This is a genomic window from Leifsonia xyli (assembly GCA_001647635.1).
In the GTDB taxonomy this organism is placed as follows: domain Bacteria; phylum Actinomycetota; class Actinomycetes; order Actinomycetales; family Microbacteriaceae; genus Leifsonia; species Leifsonia xyli_A.
Genome location: CP014761.1, coordinates 83,955 through 100,086, shown reverse-complemented (window position 1 = coordinate 100,086; position 16,132 = coordinate 83,955). Strand labels below are relative to the sequence as shown.

The window sequence follows — 16,132 nt, the reverse complement described above, 5'->3', positions numbered from 1 at the left end:
TCCCGCCGGCGCATCCCCCGTTCAGTGGCCGGTCGGGCGCTCCTGCTGGTTCACCCGCAGGAGCGGGGCGACCGGCTGCCCGGACGAGGCCGACCCGCTGCCGAAGGCCGTCACCTTCTTGCCCGTCACCGGCGCGAGAGCCGGGTAGGCCGGGGCGATCACCGAGAAGAGGTCGTCGCAGCTCTGCAGCCCCGCGACGTTCCCGTTGAGGACGGTCGCCCCGCCGACCAGCGTGATCTTCGTCGCGCCGAGGAAGTACGCGTCGTCCAGCGTGCGCTGCGGGACGCAGTACGGGAGCGTGATGAACAGCGGCGACGAGCTCTTCCCCGACCAGGCGGAGGCGCCCAGCGCGTCCGGGAAGTTCAGGCCGCTGGCCAGGATCACCCGGTTGCTTGTGCTGAACGCCGACTCGACGATCTGCTGCGACGAGTCGAACCGGTCGGAGCCCGCCAGGTGCACGACGGTCCCGAAGCGCGAGAAGTCCTGGACCAGCGCGGGCGACATCACGGCCGACCCGCCGATGATCACGATCTTGTTCGTCCCGAGCGACTGCAGCAGTGCGGCGGTGGGCGCATCCACGGAGGTGGTGTTGCCGTTGACCAGGAGCAGCGGGGCGTGCAGGCTGCCCGCCGCGCCGCCCGCGCTCAGCGAGTCGGGGAAGTTGAGCCCCGTCGACACGTAGACGGTCGGCGCGGTCGCGAAGGAGTGCTTGATGACCTCCTGCGACGTGCCGAACCGGTCGCTGCCGTAGACGCGCTGGACGTCGGGCGAGAGACCCGTGAGCGCGTCGAACACCGCAGCGCCGACGACCGCAGGGCCGCCCACGACGACGATGTGCGCCGGGTGCAGACGGGTGATCTCCGCGGAGACCGACGCCGGCAGGTAGGTCGGCGCCGTGAGGAGCAGCGGGCCGGAGTCCGCCGCGGCTGCCGGGCCGCCCGAGAGCGCGTCGGGGAACGAGATGCCGTTCGCGACGTAGACCGTGCCGACCGCCGAGACGTCCGGGTAGGCGGCCTTCGAGACGGCGACAGAGGTGTCGAAGCGGTCGCTGCCGGAGGTGCGGTCGAGGGTCACGACGCGCAGCGTATAGGTCTGCGTGACGGAGTCGCCGTACTCGGTGTCGGTCGCCTTGAGGTCGAACGTGTAGCTGCCGGGCGTCGTCGCCGTGCCGGAGATGGTGTCGCCGCTGATGGCGAGGCCGGTCGGCAGGGCGCCCTTGGTCACAGCGAAGTTCAACGGCGCGCCCGACCAGGACCAGGCGGTGATCGCCTTGGAGAAGGCCGTCCCGGCGGGAACCACTCCGGACGCGCTGCCCAGGAACGAGATCGGCTCCCAGTTCCCGTGGATCGTGTCGCCGGCGCCGTAGACGATCATGTTGCTGAACACGTCGGCTACCACGTGCGGCGTCGTGACGACCGGGTTGCCGAAGAAGACCGTGGCCACGCCGGCCGTGTCGGTGTCGATGCGGAACAGCTGGCGGTCGTTGAAGCCGAAGATGGTCTGGGTGGACGGGTCGATGCCCAGCGCCTGGATCCCTCCGCCGTAGAACGCCGGGACGACCAGCTGAGTGGCCGTGTGCGCCACCCCGTCGACGACGGACAGCGTGGCGTTGGACGCGAATCCGATGTAGGCCTTGTGATGCGCCGCATCGACCGTGATGGTGGACGCGGACGCCGTCGGAAGCGGAAGCGAGGCGGTGACAATGCCCGAGGCCTCGTCGATGATCGCGACGGACTGGCCGCCGTTGTCGACCGCGTAGAGGGTTCCGGCCGAGGCGTCGACGCCGACCTTGGCAACCGTCCCGCCTACCGTGATCGCCGTTCCGACGGCCAGCGTCGCCTCGGTGACGGGGACCACCGTCCCGGTGCTTCCGGTGGCCACGAAGACGGTTCCGGTGGAGTGATCCACGGCCAGATCACGCACGTCACCGGCGATCGTGGCGGTGCCCGTGACCGTGTTCGTGCGCTCGTCGATCCGGTAGAGCGTGTGCTGTCCCGCATCGAGCGCCCACAGGAGCGACTTGGTGGCGTCGGCAGCGAGGATGGGATTCGTCGCTCCGGTGAGCGGCACGGTCCCGAGCACGTCGCCGGAGAACTCGTCCACGATCTTCACCTGGCCCGACACCCCGGCGAAGACCTGAGCGGTGTACGAGTCGATGGCCACGTCGGTGAGGGTGCCGACGGTGCTCTGCAGGCCGTCCATCCAGTCACCGCGGTCCGGGTTCGCCGATGCGGGCGCGGCACCGACGGCGGCGATCCCGGCGGCCGTCAGGACGGCGACGGTCGCCGCTGCGACGGCGCGACGCCGGCGCCGTGTCGGCGCCGTTCCGGATGTTTCGAGTATGGGGACGGAGGCGGCGCGATCACGCAACGGCGGCTCACTTTCGGGAAGGGCTCGCTTCTGGTGGCGCGAGCATCCCGCTCAGTCAAGACCATTTCGCACGTAATACGTCTACCCCAATGAGGGGGGCCACCATAGGCTGCGCGCAGACCGTCGAACAGGAGGACGACATGACCTTGGAGCAGACCCTCACCGAACTCGCGGAGTATGTGCGAGAAGAGCTCAGCATCGTCCGCAAGCGCGGCGAGGAGAAGACGGCACCGCGAGAACACGGCAACGACTTCCACGAGATGCAGCAAGCGGCCGACAAAGTGGACCACCTGGCACACACGCTGCGGAAGCTGCATGATCAGGAGTTCGGCGGCACCTGGAGGCGGCAGAGCGCCCAGGACTGATTGCTACCGCTCGGTCCCGATGAACCGGCGGAACGCCTCGGCTCCCGTGACCGCGATCGGCTCGCCGCGCACAAAGGCGTCGCGGGTGAGGACGAGCCGCTGGTTCACCGCGGGAGCCCCGCGTCGAGCGAGCCGGGCGGTACCGTCCGGCCGGAAGCCGACCTTTCTGCTGACTCCGAGAGACGCGGGATTGTCGGTGAAGGCGCCGGAGGTGATCTCTTCCGCGTCCAGCTCGTCGAAGACGAAAGCGCAGATGGCCTGACGCATCCTGGTCCCGATTCCGCGCCCGTGGTGCACCAGCCCCAGCCAGGAGCCGGTCTCGCCGGTGCGCGTGACGAGGTAGTCGCGGGTCCCGATGCCTTGAATACCGACGATCTCGCCGTCGTATTCGACGGCGAACTCGAGCGTCCACGCCTCGCGCGACCAGCCGGCACGCGTGCGCCAGTGGTATTGGGCGAACTCGAGAGGGAGCCGGTCGGCCGGGGCGTCCGTCCACGGGTAGTAGAACGGCATATCCGCTGGATCATGGACGCCGCCGAGCGCCACCCGGGTGAGTGCGGGCAGAACGTCGTCGGTGATCGGCCGCAGCACGAGCGGGCCCGCCTCGATGCGCAGGCCGAAGGGAGGGAAGGCGTCAGCGAGATGCATCCAGCCAGTCTGCCGGAAACAAAAAAGCCCCGAAAAACCGGGGCTCTTTCACTGCTGGGGTACCTGGACTCGAACCAAGAACAACTGAACCAGAATCAGCCGTGTTGCCAATTACACCATACCCCACTGCTCCGAACCGCGGCCCGGGCACGAGAAACAACTCTATCCTACGCGCGGGCCGGACTACAAAACGGCGGCGCCGTCCAGCGACAGTCCGATGAGGTCGCGGTTGACAGCGGCCGCGACCACCGCGCCGGAGCCGGCGGCGACGATCAACTGCTGGGGCCCCGGAGCCGTCGTCTCCCCCGCCGCGTACACGCCGGGGACGGAGGTGCGGCCCTGCGCGTCCGTGACGAGGTAGCCCTCAGAGTCGCGGTCGAGGTCCAGCGCGTCCGCGAATGCGAGCTGCGGCGACCACACCGGGCGCAGGAAGCCCCGCGCGCGCTCGATCACCGTGCCGTCCACCAGACGCACCCCCGTCAGGACGCCCTTCTCCCCCACGACGTCGTCGATCGGGCGGCGCTCGACCGCCACGCCGAGCTGCGCGAGCATCCGCTCCTCCTCCGCGTCGACGACCTCGGCGGCGTTCGTGAAGACGATCAGGTCGTCCGTCCACTGGGTAAGCAGCAGGGCGCGCTCGGCGAGGTCGGACGTCTCGCCGATCAACGCGAGCGGCTGACCCGCGGTCTCGTAGCCGTCGCACTCGACGCAGCTGTGCAGCTGGGTGCCGTAGTAGGCGCGGAGGCTCGGGATGGCCGGCATCGTCTCCGAGACGCCGGTCGCGACCACCACGGCGTCGGCGCGGACGTCCACATCGGCGCCGCCACGCACCCCGTGTCCGGTGACGCGGAAGCCGTCGCCCTCCAGCTCCACGGCGCCGACCTGCGCGAACACGACCGACGCGTCTTCGTACGCGTCGACCTCCTCGCGGCCGAGACGGCGCAGGTCCAGCGGCGAGATGCCGTCGCGCGTGACGAAGCCGTGCGCCCGCAGGGTCGCCGCGTGCCGGGGCCGGTTGCCGTCCACGACCAGCACCCGCCGACGCGCTCGGGCGAGGTTGAGGGCGGCCGACAGCCCGGCCGGTCCCCCGCCGATGACGACGACCTCGTAGGACTCCCCGCTCACGCCGCTACCCCAGCGCCGCCGAGAGCCGGTCGAGGCGGGCGATGGTCTCGGCCTTGCCGAGGATCTGCATCGACTCGAACAGCGGAGGCGACACCCGGCGTCCGGAGATCGCGACACGGAGCGGACCGAACGCCACGCGCGGCTTGAGCCCCAGCCCCTCCACCAGCGCATCGCGCAGCGCGGCCTCGATCGCGTCGTGCGTCCACTCGGCCTCGGGGACCAGCTCGAGGGCGCCGAGGGATGCGGCGAGCACCTCGCCGGCGTTGTCGGGCAGCGAGGCGCGGGCGTCGTCCTCGATCGTGAGCGATGCGGCATCCGTGAACAGGAAGCCCAGCATCCCCGGCGTCTCGCCGAGGAGCTGCACGCGCTCCTGCACCAGCGGCGCGGCCTGCGCGAGCACCTCGTGCTGCGCGGGGTCAGCGGCTCCTCCACGATGCCGGCAGCCGCCAGGTACGGGATGGTGCGCTCGGTGAAGTCGGCGACATCCAGCAGGCGGATGTGGTCGCCGTTGATCGACTCGGCCTTCTTGAGGTCGAAGCGGGCCGGGTTGGGGTTCACGTCCTTCACGTCGAAGGCGGCGACCATCTCGGACAGCGAGAACACGTCACGGTCGTGCGTGAGCGACCAGCCGAGCAGCGCCAGGTAGTTCACCAGACCCTCGGGGATGAAGCCCCGGTCGCGGTGGTGGAAGAGGTTCGACTCGGGGTCGCGCTTGGAGAGCTTCTTGTTGCCCTCGCCCATGACGTACGGGAGGTGCCCGAAGCGCGGGACGAAGGTGGTCACTCCGGCGTCGATGAGCGCGTGGTACAGCGCGATCTGGCGCGGGGTGGAGGACAGCAGGTCCTCGCCGCGGAGCACGTGCGTGATGCCCATGAGGGCGTCGTCCACCGGGTTCACGAACGTGTAGAGCGGGTGGCCGTTGGGACGCACGACGACGAAGTCGCTGAACGAGCCCGCCTTGAAGGTGATCTCGCCGCGCACGAGGTCGTCGAAGCTGAGGTCGTCGTCCGGCACGCGCAGGCGCAGCGCCGGCTCGCGGCCCTCGGCACGGTACGCCGCCTTCTGCTCGTCGCTGAGGTCGCGCTCGAAGTTGTCGTAGCCGAGCTTCGGGTCGCGGCCGAGCGAGATGTTACGTGCCTCGATCTCCTCCGCGGTGGCGAAGCTCTCGTAGATGTGGCCCGACTCCTTCAGCCGCTCGATGAGCTCGCGGTAGATGTCGTAGCGCTGCGACTGACGGTACGGGCCGTCGGGACCGCCGACGTCGATGCCCTCGTCCCAGTCGAGGCGCAGCCAGCGGAGTGCCTCCAGGATCAGCTGGTAGCTCTCCTCGCTGTCGCGCGCCGCGTCGGTGTCCTCGATGCGGAAGATCAGCTTGCCGCCGGTGTGCCGGGCGTACGCCCAGTTGAACAGCGCGGTGCGGATGAGGCCGACGTGCGGCGTCCCGGTCGGCGACGGGCAGAAGCGCACGCGCACATCGGCGCCGGTGGCCTCGGAGAAGGGGTGAGCGATCGAGTCAGACATACGTCTTCGATCCTACCGGGGAGGCCCGGTCCGGTGGCGCCTACTTCGGAGCGCGGACCGGGTTGACGAGCGACCCGACGCCGTCCACCTCGACCTCGACGGTGTCGCCGGGCTTCATCGGCCCGATCCCCGCCGGCGTGCCGGTGAGGATGACGTCACCGGGCAGCAGCGTGAACACGCTCGACGCGTACGCGATGATCGACGGGATGTCGTGGACCATGTCCGAGATCGGCGCCTCCTGCTTGAGCTCGCCGTTCAGCCGGGTGCGCAGCACGGCATCCGGAGCCAGCTCGGTCTCGATGACGGGCCCGAGCGGGCAGAAGGTGTCGAAGCCCTTGGCGCGCGTCCACTGGCCGTCCATCTCCTGCAGGTCGCGAGCTGTGACGTCATTGGCGACGGTGTAGCCGAAGATGTGATCGGCCGCGTCCTCGGCGCTCACGTTGCGCGCGATCTTCCCGATGACGACCGCGAGCTCGCCCTCGTAGTCCACGCGCTCGGACTGCGGCGGCTGGATGATAGCGTCGCCGAGCCCGATGACCGCCGTGTTGGGTTTGAGGAACAGCAGCGGCTCCCCCGGCGCCTCGCCGCCCATCTCGGCGGCGTGATCGCGGTAGTTCTTACCGACCGCCACGACCTTCGACCGCGGGATGACCGGCGCGAGGAGCGAGCCGACCCTGCCGAGCGGGATGCGCTCCCCGGTAGTCTCGAAGCCGACGAACATCGGGTCGCCGGCGAGGACCACGAGCGCGTCCTCGTCGACGATGCCGTAGTCGATGGCGGGGGTGGTCGAGCCGTCGCGGGTGTGGCTGAAACGTGCGATCTTCACGGAGTCGAGCCTAACGCCGTCACGATCCGGTCGATCGCCGGCGTCGGGATCCCGTGCCGCTCGCCGATCCGGACCAGCGCGCCGCCGAGCGCATCCAGCTCGCTCGGGGCGCCGGCCGCGAGGTCCTCCTGGAGGGAGGTGCGCATCCCGCCCGGGACGCTCCGCAGTGCGCGCACCAGGTCGAGTTCGGAGGCCGGGACGCCCTCGGCCGCGGAGCACGCCACGACCTCCGACACGACGGCCTCTGTCAGCTCCGGGTCCTCGCCGAGCGCCGCGCCGGCCGGTTGCCGCCAGTACGACGTCAGCAGCGCAAGCGACGCGAGCAGGCGGAACTTCGCCCACAGCACCTCGGCCTCGGTGCCGCCGACCCGCACGCTCGGCCCGGCGTCCGTCAGCGCCCGCACGGACGCGAAGGCAGCGGCGGCCTCCGGCGCCTCGATGCGGACGAACGGGCTGCGGTGATCGATCACCGTCGGGGAGGCGCGCAGCGCCGATACCGCGACCGACCCACCCGCGACGGGCACACCGGGCAGCGCGGCACGCAGCGGCGCCATGTGCTCGACGCCGTTGAGGAACGAGATCACCTCGGCCGGGCGGGCGGAGACGATGCCCGGGAGCACATCGTCCAGCCCGTAGGCCTTCGTCGCCAGGATCACGCTCGCGCCGTCCGGCACCTCAGTCTCGGCGCGCACGCGCTGGACCCCGTCGCCGAATGTCGCGCTCCGCATCTCGATGCCGTCGCGCCGGATGGCGTCCACCGTCGCCGGGCGGCCGACCGCGACGACCTCCTCGCCCGACCGCTGCAGCAGCCACGCGAACAGCCCGCCGACCGCGCCCGGACCGACGACCGCGAACACCACGCTTACGCGTCCAGGCGGTACATCCAGTTGTGGCGGTCGCGCTCGCGGCCGTACTGGATGTCGGTCAGCTCCTGGCGCAGGGACATGGTCAGCTCGCCGGGAGGGGCGGTGATGTCGCCGACGGTGAAGGTGTCCGACTTGAGCTCGCCGATCGGGGTGATCACCGCAGCCGTGCCGCAGGCGAAGACCTCGACGATGTCGCCGGACTCGACGCCGTCGCGCCACTCGTCGATCGTCACCTTGCGGCGCTCCACCTTGTGGCCGCGGTCTCGGGCGAGCTGCAGCACCGAGTCGAGGGTGATGCCCTCCAGGATGCTGTCGGACTCGGGGGTGACCAGCGTGCCGTCCTTGTAGACGAGCACCACGTTCATGCCGCCCAGCTCCTCGAGGTACTTGCCCTCGACCGAGTCGAGGAACAGCACCTGCGCGCAGCCGTGCTCGTAGGCCTCGGCCTGCGGCAGGAGGCTGGAGGCGTAGTTGCCGCCGGTCTTCGCCGCGCCCGTACCGCCCTTGCCCGCACGGGACCAGCGGTCCGACAGCCAGATGGACACGGGGGCCACGCCGCTCGGGAAGTACGCGCCCGCGGGGCTCGCGATCAGGTAGTAGGCCACCTTGTTGGCCGGGCGGACGCCGAGGAACGCCTCCTTGGCGAACATGAACGGGCGCAGGTAGAGGCTGGTCTCCGGCGCGTCCGGCACCCAGTCGCCGTCCACCGCGACGAGCTGCTTGAGCGAGTCGAGGAAGTGCTCCACCGGGAGCTCCGGCAGGGCCAGGCGGTAGGCCGAGCGCTGCATACGGGCGGCGTTCGCCTCCGGGCGGAACGTCTGGATCGAGCCGTCCTCGTGGCGGTACGCCTTGAGGCCCTCGAAGATCTCCTGCGCGTAGTGGAACACCGCGGCCGACGGCTCCAGCGAGATCGGGCCGTACGGCGAGACGCGCGGGCGGTGCCAGCCGCCCTTCGCCGACCAGCAGATGTCGACCATGTGGTCGGTGAAGTAGTTGCCGAAGCCCGGGTTCGCGAGGATCTCGGCGCGCTCCGCCGCCTCGCGGGCGGCCTCGTTGCGGCTGACGTTCCAGAGCAGGCCCGAGGTCTCGGTGGGTCCGTTGGTGAGGGAGATGCTGGTCGAGGTCATGACAGTCCTTTATGCGACGGGTGATTCAATTCTGCGCCACGCGGGCGGCGATCGCGTCGCCGATCTCGGCGGTCGTTCGCACAGCGCCCGTGCGGGCGGCGAGGTCGGCGGTCACCGCGGACTCGATCCGCCCGGCGAGCTCGGGCTCGCCCAGGTGGCGGAGCAGGAGCGCCGTGGAGAGGATCGCGGCGGTGGGGTCGGCCTTCTGCTGGCCGGCGATGTCGGGGGCCGATCCGTGAACCGGTTCGAACATGCTCGGGAAGGCCCCGGCCGGGTTGATGTTGCCCGAGGCCGCCAGCCCGATGCCGCCGCTGATCGCGGCCGCGAGGTCGGTGAGGATGTCGCCGAAGAGGTTGTCCGTGACGATCACATCGAATCTAGCAGGATCCGTGACGAGGAAGATGGTCGCCGCATCCACGTGGAGGTAGTCGACCGCGACGTCGGGATGCTCGGCGGCCACCGCGTCCACGATCCGCTTCCACAGCGAACCGGCGAAGGTCAGGACGTTCGTCTTGTGCACGAGCGTCAGCTTCTTGCGGCGCTGCTCCGCCTGGTCGAAGGCGTAACGGACGACGCGCTCGACCCCGTACGCAGTGTTGACGGAGACCTCGTTGGCCACCTCATGCGGCGTGCCCTGGCGGATCGCTCCGCCGTTGCCGACGTACGGACCCTCCGTGCCCTCGCGGACGACGACGAAGTCGACCTCCCCCGGGTCGGCGAGCGGGCTCGCGATCCCCGGGAAGAGCGTGGTCGGGCGCAGGTTGACGTAGTGGTCCAGCGAGAAGCGCAGCTTCAAGAGCAGGCCGCGCTCGATGTTGGCTCCGGCCAGTCGCGGGTCGCCGGGCTTCCCCCCGACCGCCCCGAGCAGGATCGCGTCGTGGGCGGAGATGGCCGCCAGGTCGTCGTCCGTGAGCACGTCGCCCGTCGCGAGGTAGCGGTCGGCGCCGAGCGAGAAGTGCGTCTTCTCGAACGTCAGGTCGCTGCCGGCGGTGACCGCATCCAGCACCTTCACCGCCTCGGCGATGACCTCCGGACCGATCCCGTCACCCGGGATGACGGCGAGCTTGACGGAACGGGACATGGCACTCCTGCGCTGGTTCGATGGGCGGATCCGGTCCCGCTACTCTATCGCCGCACGCCCGCCGGGACTTCGGCTCAGGAGCGCACGCGGCGCAGGGTGACCAGCGCGACCACCGCGGCCGTCGCCACGAGCCCGACGCCGATGATCGCGGTGAGGCCGACGCCGCTGTCGAAGGCCGTGCGCGCAGACGCGAGCAGCTGGTCCCCGAGCGTCGCGGGCAGCCCCTTCGCAACGGTCACGGCCCCGCCGAGCGTCTCCCCTGCCGCCTCCGCCTGCGCGGACGTCAGACCGGCCGGCACGACGAGCGCTGCGCGGTAGGAGGCGGTGATCAGCGTCCCGAGGATCGCCGTGCCGAGCACCGCGCCCAGCTCGTACGCCGTCTCCGACACGGCGGAGGCGGCGCCCGCCTTCGCCGCGGGCGCGGTCGAGATCACGAGCTCGTTCGACACCGTCTCGGCCGCGCCGATGCCCGCGCCGAGCAGCACGAAGGACGCGAGCAGCACGCTCCACGGGGCTCCGCCTCCGGTCAGCGCGACGAGCAGGTACCCCGCCGCCGACAGGGTCAGGCCGCCCGCGATCACCACGCCCGGACGGATGCGCCGGGCGATCGGCACCACGACGAGACCCGCGACGATCATCGTCAACAGCCCCGGCAGCAGCACCAGGCCCGACTGCAGCGGCGTCAGCCCGATCACGAGCTGCAGGTGCTGCGAGACGAAGAACAGGAAGCCGACGAGCGACACGACGCTCAGGAGGTTGACGATGACCGCGCCGCTGAAGGCGGGACGCGTGAAGAGACGCATGTCGAGCATTGGGATCGGACGCCGCAGCTGGCGGCGCACGAACAGCGCGCCCGACGCGACGCCGATCAGGATGGCGAGCACCGCGACGAGGGAGAACCCGTCCACGGCGAGCGTCTTGATGCCGTAGACCACCGGCGCCATGGTGAGCAGGGAGAGCACGATACCCGGCGCATCCACCGGACCCGGCTCCGGGTCGCGGGACTCGCGAACGAGCAGCGGGGCGAGCACCAGCAGCGGGATGAGGACGGGCACCGCGAGCAGGAAGACGGATCCCCACCAGAAGTGCTCCAGCAGCACGCCGCCGACGATCGGCCCCAGCGCGGAACCCGCCGCGAAACCGGCAGCCCAGATGGCGACGGCGAGCCGCCGCTGCTCGCGGTCGACGAAGACACTGCGGAGCAGCGACAGCGTCGACGGCATGAGCATGGCGCCGAACACGCCGAGGAGCGCGCGGGCGCCGATCAGCAGTTCGGCGCTCGGCGCGAAGGCGGCCAGTGCCGACACGGCGGCGAAGCCGGTCGCGCCGATGAGCAGGAGGCGGCGGCGGCCGATCCGGTCGCCGAGGCTCCCCATCGCGACGAGCAGGCCGGCGAGGACGAGCGGGTAGACGTCGACGATCCAAAGCATCCCGGTCGCGCTCGGCTCGAGCGCCTCGGAGATCGATGGCAGCGCGAAGCTCAGCACGGTGTTGTCGACCGAGACCAGCAGCGTCGGCAGCATGAGCACCGCCAGCGCCGCCCAGGCGCGACCGCCGGACCGGGGCGGGACGGCGACGGGCAGGCGGGTGCTGGCGGTGGTGGACATGCGACTACTGTACCGTCTGGACGGTACAGTGGCAACGGCACCCGGCTAGCATGTGGACATGCCGACCGACCCCTCCACTCCCCCCGCCTCCACCCGCAGCGCGCGCGATCGTGTACTCGACGCGTTCGAGGAGCTGCTGGCGGAGCAGAGTGAGCGGGCCGCGACGCTCGACGCCGTCGCCGCCCGCGCGGGCGTCTCGAAGGGCGGGCTGCTGTACCACTTCGCCTCGAAGGAGGCGCTGGTCGGCGGGGTGCTCGACCGCTTCGCCGGCCTCGTGGCCGATGACGTCGAGCGGATGCGCGCCGACGAGGCCGGACCGGTCGATTACTTCCTGCGCACCTCCATCCCCACCGACTCCCGGTTCGAGCGCGCGGTGGTCGCGGTGGCGCGGCTCGCCCAGGCCGCGGACCCCCGCGCCCGCGACGCCCTCGCAGACGCGCAGCGCGTGTGGCTGGCCGCGCTGGAGGACGCGGTCGGCGATCCGCTGGCCGCCCGGATGGTCATGCTGATCGGCGACGGCATGTATTACAACGCGGCGCTGCTGCCGGCGGCGAACACCGTGCTGCGCGACGAGACGGATGTGGACCAGCTGATCAGGCTCGTGCGCGACATCGCGTCCCCGCGTTAGCGGCAAACACGGCGCGTCATTCGTCACGGATGGCCGTCAATCGTGACGAATGGCGATCATTCGTGACGAATGGCGGTCATTCGTGACGAATCGTCGGGAGCCTCAGCCGGCCTCGGCCAGCAGACGTTCGAGTGATCGCGCCGTGCGGTCGTCGCGGGCGGAATGGATGGCCGCGCGGTAGGCCTCCGCCGCCTCCTCTTCGCGGCCGACCAGCCGCAGCAGGTCGGCGCGGGCGGCGTGCGCCTCGGTCGCCAGCACGCCCTCCGAGAGCGTGGGATCAGCGTCCAGCGCCGCCAGCGCCACCTCGGGCCCCGCATCCGGGCTGTGCCCGAGCGCGACGATCCTCCCCAGCCGAGCGGACGGGCTGGGCCACAGTCGCACCAAGCCGTCGTACAGCCGGACGATCGCAGGCCAGTCGGTCGCGTCCCACGTCGGCGCGATCGCGTGAACCCCGGCGATGCCCGCCTGCAGCGCGTACCGTCCGCCTCCCGGCAGCGCGATCGTCGCGAGCGCCTCGCCCTCGGCCATCAGCGCCGCATCCCAGCGCCGCCTGTCCGCCTCGCGGAGGGTGGCGAACTCATCCCCGTCCGTCAGCCGGGTGGACTGACGTGCCTCGGTCAGCAGCAGGAGCGCCAGCAGTCCGGCGCTCTCAGCCTCGCCGAAGACGCGGTGGGCGTCGCGGGCGAGCTCGATCGCGTCCCGGCGCAGGGCCGCGTCCACCGTGTGATGGCCGACCGTGTACAGCAGGTAGATGGTGGTGAGCGCGTCCGGCATCCGGGCGGCCACCGCCTTCGGATCGTCCAGCGTGAACCGCAACCGGGCGTCGTGGATGCGCTTCTTGGCGCGGGTGAGCCGTGCCGCCATCGTCGGCTCTGGCACGAGGAACACGTCGGCGATGCGGGCCGTCGGCACACCGCAGACGAAGCGGAGCGCCAGCTCGACCCGCGCCTCCGGTTGGAGCTCGGGATGCGCGACGACGAGGATGAGCTCCAACCGCTCGTCCCCGGTGAACACGGAATCCTCCTCGATCGTCGCGGATGCGGCCGCCGCACGCTCGACCTCCGCCGCGAGAGCGGGTGCGGCGCGCGCTGCCGTCTGCTCGCGCCGCAGCGCGTCCAGCGCGACGCGGCGGGCGACCGTGGTCACCCAGGCCGCGGGATTCGCGGGCGCGCGCCCGCGGTCCGCCTCGGCGACGGCGCGCGCGAGCGCCTCCTGCACCGCGTCCTCGGCGAGCAGGAGGTCGCCCGTGGCGCGCGCGACCGCGCCCAGGATGCGCGGCGACTCGTCGCGCCACGCCCGCACGAGCGCCGCGCGACCGACGTCCGGGTCGGCCGTCACCGGGCCGCCGTCACCGCGACGGCCGTCACGGCGTCACCGTCACTCAGCGCACCGCATCCAGCACCAGCACCGGGTACAGCTCGATCGAACCCTGCGTCGGGCACAGCGCCGCGAGCTCGCGGGCCTGCTCCGGGCTGGAGGCGGTGAAGCTGTAGAACCCCGTGATCGCCTCGCTGGTCTCGCCGAACGGGCCGCTGGTGAAGACCGGCGTGCCGTCGACGCCGGGCGTGATACGGGTGGCCTGCCCGGCCTCCTGCAGGGCGTTGCTGGCGACGATGCGCTCTCCCGCGGCCGCCACGGCGTCCTGGAACGCCTTGTGACCGGCCATGCCGGCCTGCCACTGGTCGGCCGTCATCGTCTCGGGGCTCCAGTTCGGCTCGCGGATGAGCAGAACGTACTCGTCGGACATGGTGTCTCCTCGGATCGTAGGGATATCGACACCCCTACGACGCAAGTCAAGCGCCCGAATCGACAGCGCGGAAGAGAAATCTTCCTCCCCGGGTCAGGACTCGGTGATGTCGATCTCCTGCATCAGGTCGGCGTCGATCGCGAGGCGCACCTTCTCGAGCAGCCCGTCGGGCACGCGCGAGTCGACGGTCAGGACGCTGAGCGCCTTGCCGCCGGCGGAGGTGCGGGCGATCTGCATGCCCGCGATGTTGATCGCGGAGTCGCCGAACTCGCGGCCGTAGACCGCGACGATGCCGGGGCGGTCGTCGTAGACCATGACGACCAGGTGCTCGGCGATCGGGACCTCGACGTCGTAGCCGTTGATGCCGACGATCTTCTCGATCTGCTTCGGACCGGTCAGCGTGCCGGAGACCGAGATCTGCGACCCGTCGCTCAGCGCACCGCGCAGGGTGATCAGGTTGCGGTACTCCTCGCTGACGGAGTCGGTGATCAGACGCACCTCGATGCCGCGCTGCTCGGCGAGCAGGGGCGCGTTCACGTACGAGACGGTCTCGCTGACGATGTTGGTGAAGATGCCCTTCAGCGCCGCGAGCTTCAGCACGCTGACGTCGTAGTCGGCGAGCTCGCCGCGCACCTCCACGTCGACGCTGGTGACCGGGCTGCCGGCGAGTCCCGAGAACACCTGGCCGAGCTTCTCGACCAGCGGGATGCCGGGCCGCACGTACGGGTCGATGACGCCGCCCGCGACGTTGACCGCATCCGGGACCAGCTCGCCCGAGAGCGCCAGGCGCACCGAGCGGGCGACAGATACGCCCGCCTTCTCCTGCGCCTCGTCGGTCGACGCGCCGAGGTGCGGCGTCACGACGACGTTCTCGAGGGCGAGGAGCGGCGAGTCCTGGGGCGGCTCCGACACGAACACGTCGAGGCCGGCGCCCGCGATGGTGCCGGTGGTGAGGGCGCGGTACAGCGCGTCCTCGTCGATGAGACCGCCGCGCGCGACGTTGACGATGAACGCGGTGTCCTTCATCTGCGCGAGCTGGTCGTCGGAGATCATGCCGGTGGTCTCCGGCGTCTTCGGCATGTGGATGGTGACGAAGTCGGCCTGCGCCAGCAGCTCGTCCAGGGTCACCAACTGCACGCCCAGCTGCTGGGCGCGCGCGCTCGTGACGTAGGGGTCGTAAGCGATGACGTTCGTGCCGAACGCCTGCAGGCGCGCGGTGATGAGGGCGCCGATGCGGCCGAGGCCGATGATGCCGACCGTCTTCTCGTACAGCTCGACGCCGGTGTACTTGGACCGCTTCCACTGCCCCTGGGCGAGTGCGCTGTGCGCGGCCGGGATGTGGCGGGCGAGGCTGAGGATGTGGCCGACCGTCAGCTCGGCGGCCGAGATGATGTTGGAGGTCGGAGCGTTGACGACCATGACGCCCGCGCTCGTCGCGGTCTTGATGTCGACGTTGTCGAGCCCGACGCCGGCACGGGCGACGACCTTGAGCTGCTTCGCGGCCTCCAGGACCTCGGCGTCGACCTTGGTGGCGGACCGCACCAGGATGGCGTCCGCGTCGGCGACGGCGGACAGGAGCGCCGGGCGGTCGGTGCCGTCCACGTTCCGGATCTCGAAGTCGGGCCCCAGGGCATCGACGGTGGCGGGCGAGAGTTCTTCGGCGATCAGGACGACCGGCTTTGTCACGTGGCAGATCCTTACGGTGGTGCGAGGGCTGGCTTGGGATGAAGTGCGCCACGGTCGGTGGGGCGCCGAACGGCTTAACTCTAGCGGGGCGTCAAGCGCGCTTTTCGCCGCGTTACGGCGACTGAGGCGGGCGGACCGGGAGAGGATGGACGGGTGACCCCGTTCGAGATCGTCCAGCTCGTCGTGCGCATCGCGCTCGCCCTCGTGTTCGTCGGGATGGGGACGCTGCACTTCGTCCCGGGACCGGCGCGCGGGATGGCCGCGATGGTCCCACCGGCCGTGCGGGTGGTGTCGGCGCGTGCCCTGGTCGCGTTCACCGGCGTGTGCGAACTGGCGGGCGGATCGGGCTGCTGGTGCCCGCGACGCGCGTCGCGGCGGCGATCTGCCTGGTCGTGTTCCTCGTCGCGGTCTTCCCGGCGAACGCCTACGCCGCGGGCAAGACGGAGCGCTTCGGGGTGTTCGCCACGCCGCTGGTGCCGCGGGCGATCCTGCAGGTGGTGCTCATCGCGCTGTGCGTGGTGTGCGCGCTGTAGCG

At 70.9% G+C, this 16,132-nt stretch carries 13 protein-coding genes, 1 tRNA gene and 2 pseudogenes; 3 read left to right on the top strand and 13 right to left on the bottom strand.

The features are described 5' to 3' along the window. Positions 1-21: 21 nt before the first annotated feature. Complete coding sequence (locus tag A0130_00530; GenBank protein ANF30368.1) at positions 22-2,370, bottom strand: hypothetical protein; 2,349 nt, start codon at positions 2,368-2,370, stop codon at positions 22-24. Positions 2,371-2,459: 89 nt separating this feature from the next. Between A0130_00530 and A0130_00525 the strand changes: the two genes are divergently transcribed. Next, the gene (locus tag A0130_00525) at positions 2,460-2,735 is read left to right on the top strand and encodes a hypothetical protein (protein ANF30367.1); all 276 of its coding nucleotides are present in this window, start codon (positions 2,460-2,462) and stop codon (positions 2,733-2,735) included. 3 nt (positions 2,736-2,738) lie between these two features. On the opposite strand, the gene A0130_00520 is transcribed toward A0130_00525, so the two are convergent. The 9 genes and pseudogenes from A0130_00520 to A0130_00480 form a co-directional block, all read right to left on the bottom strand. After that, complete coding sequence (locus A0130_00520) at positions 2,739-3,383, bottom strand: GCN5 family acetyltransferase (GenBank protein ANF30366.1); 645 nt, start codon at positions 3,381-3,383, stop codon at positions 2,739-2,741. Between the two features lie 54 nt (positions 3,384-3,437). Then, positions 3,438-3,509: transfer RNA gene (locus tag A0130_00515), tRNA-Gln, on the bottom strand. A gap of 57 nt (positions 3,510-3,566) precedes the next feature. Then, on the bottom strand, positions 3,567-4,508 hold the full coding sequence (locus A0130_00510) for a pyridine nucleotide-disulfide oxidoreductase (GenBank protein ANF30365.1): 942 nt from the start codon (positions 4,506-4,508) through the stop codon (positions 3,567-3,569). A 4-nt stretch (positions 4,509-4,512) separates the two neighbouring features. Continuing rightward, positions 4,513-6,029, bottom strand: a pseudogene (locus A0130_00505) (glutamate--tRNA ligase). A gap of 40 nt (positions 6,030-6,069) precedes the next feature. Beyond that, positions 6,070-6,855, bottom strand: coding sequence for a 2-hydroxyhepta-2,4-diene-1,7-dioate isomerase (locus tag A0130_00500; protein ID ANF30364.1), 786 nt, complete (start codon positions 6,853-6,855; stop codon positions 6,070-6,072). After that, positions 6,852-7,715 carry a hypothetical protein gene (locus tag A0130_00495; protein ID ANF30363.1) on the bottom strand — a complete coding sequence of 288 codons (864 nt, stop codon included), beginning with the start codon at positions 7,713-7,715 and terminating at the stop codon, positions 6,852-6,854. Before A0130_00495 ends, A0130_00500 begins: the two co-directional genes overlap by 4 nt. A gap of 2 nt (positions 7,716-7,717) precedes the next feature. Beyond that, on the bottom strand, positions 7,718-8,848 hold the full coding sequence (locus tag A0130_00490; GenBank protein ID ANF30362.1) for a branched chain amino acid aminotransferase: 1,131 nt from the start codon (positions 8,846-8,848) through the stop codon (positions 7,718-7,720). 25 nt (positions 8,849-8,873) lie between these two features. Next, the gene (locus A0130_00485; GenBank protein ID ANF30361.1) at positions 8,874-9,929 is read right to left on the bottom strand and encodes a 3-isopropylmalate dehydrogenase; all 1,056 of its coding nucleotides are present in this window, start codon (positions 9,927-9,929) and stop codon (positions 8,874-8,876) included. A gap of 74 nt (positions 9,930-10,003) precedes the next feature. After that, positions 10,004-11,536 (bottom strand): MFS transporter, encoded by a 1,533-nt coding sequence (locus tag A0130_00480; protein ANF30360.1) that lies wholly within the window; start codon positions 11,534-11,536, stop codon positions 10,004-10,006. A 58-nt stretch (positions 11,537-11,594) separates the two neighbouring features. Here A0130_00480 and A0130_00475 point away from each other — a divergent pair, with 58 nt between their 5' ends. Further along, positions 11,595-12,164, top strand: a complete 570-nt coding sequence (locus A0130_00475) for a transcriptional regulator (protein ANF33232.1) — start codon at positions 11,595-11,597, stop codon at positions 12,162-12,164. Between the two features lie 102 nt (positions 12,165-12,266). Here the strand turns inward: A0130_00475 and A0130_00470 are convergent, their stop codons facing one another. The 3 genes from A0130_00470 to A0130_00460 form a co-directional block, all read right to left on the bottom strand. Further along, on the bottom strand, positions 12,267-13,502 hold the full coding sequence (locus A0130_00470) for a hypothetical protein (GenBank protein ID ANF30359.1): 1,236 nt from the start codon (positions 13,500-13,502) through the stop codon (positions 12,267-12,269). Between the two features lie 43 nt (positions 13,503-13,545). Then, a complete protein-coding gene (locus tag A0130_00465) occupies positions 13,546-13,911 on the bottom strand; it encodes a hypothetical protein (protein ANF30358.1) in 366 nt (121 codons plus the stop codon). A gap of 93 nt (positions 13,912-14,004) precedes the next feature. Next, entirely contained in the window at positions 14,005-15,597 is a 1,593-nt protein-coding gene (locus A0130_00460) for a phosphoglycerate dehydrogenase (protein ANF30357.1), read from the bottom strand. 153 nt (positions 15,598-15,750) lie between these two features. On the opposite strand from A0130_00460, the pseudogene A0130_00455 reads away from it, so the two are divergent. Then, positions 15,751-16,130, top strand: a pseudogene (locus A0130_00455) (hypothetical protein). Positions 16,131-16,132 lie beyond the last annotated feature (2 nt).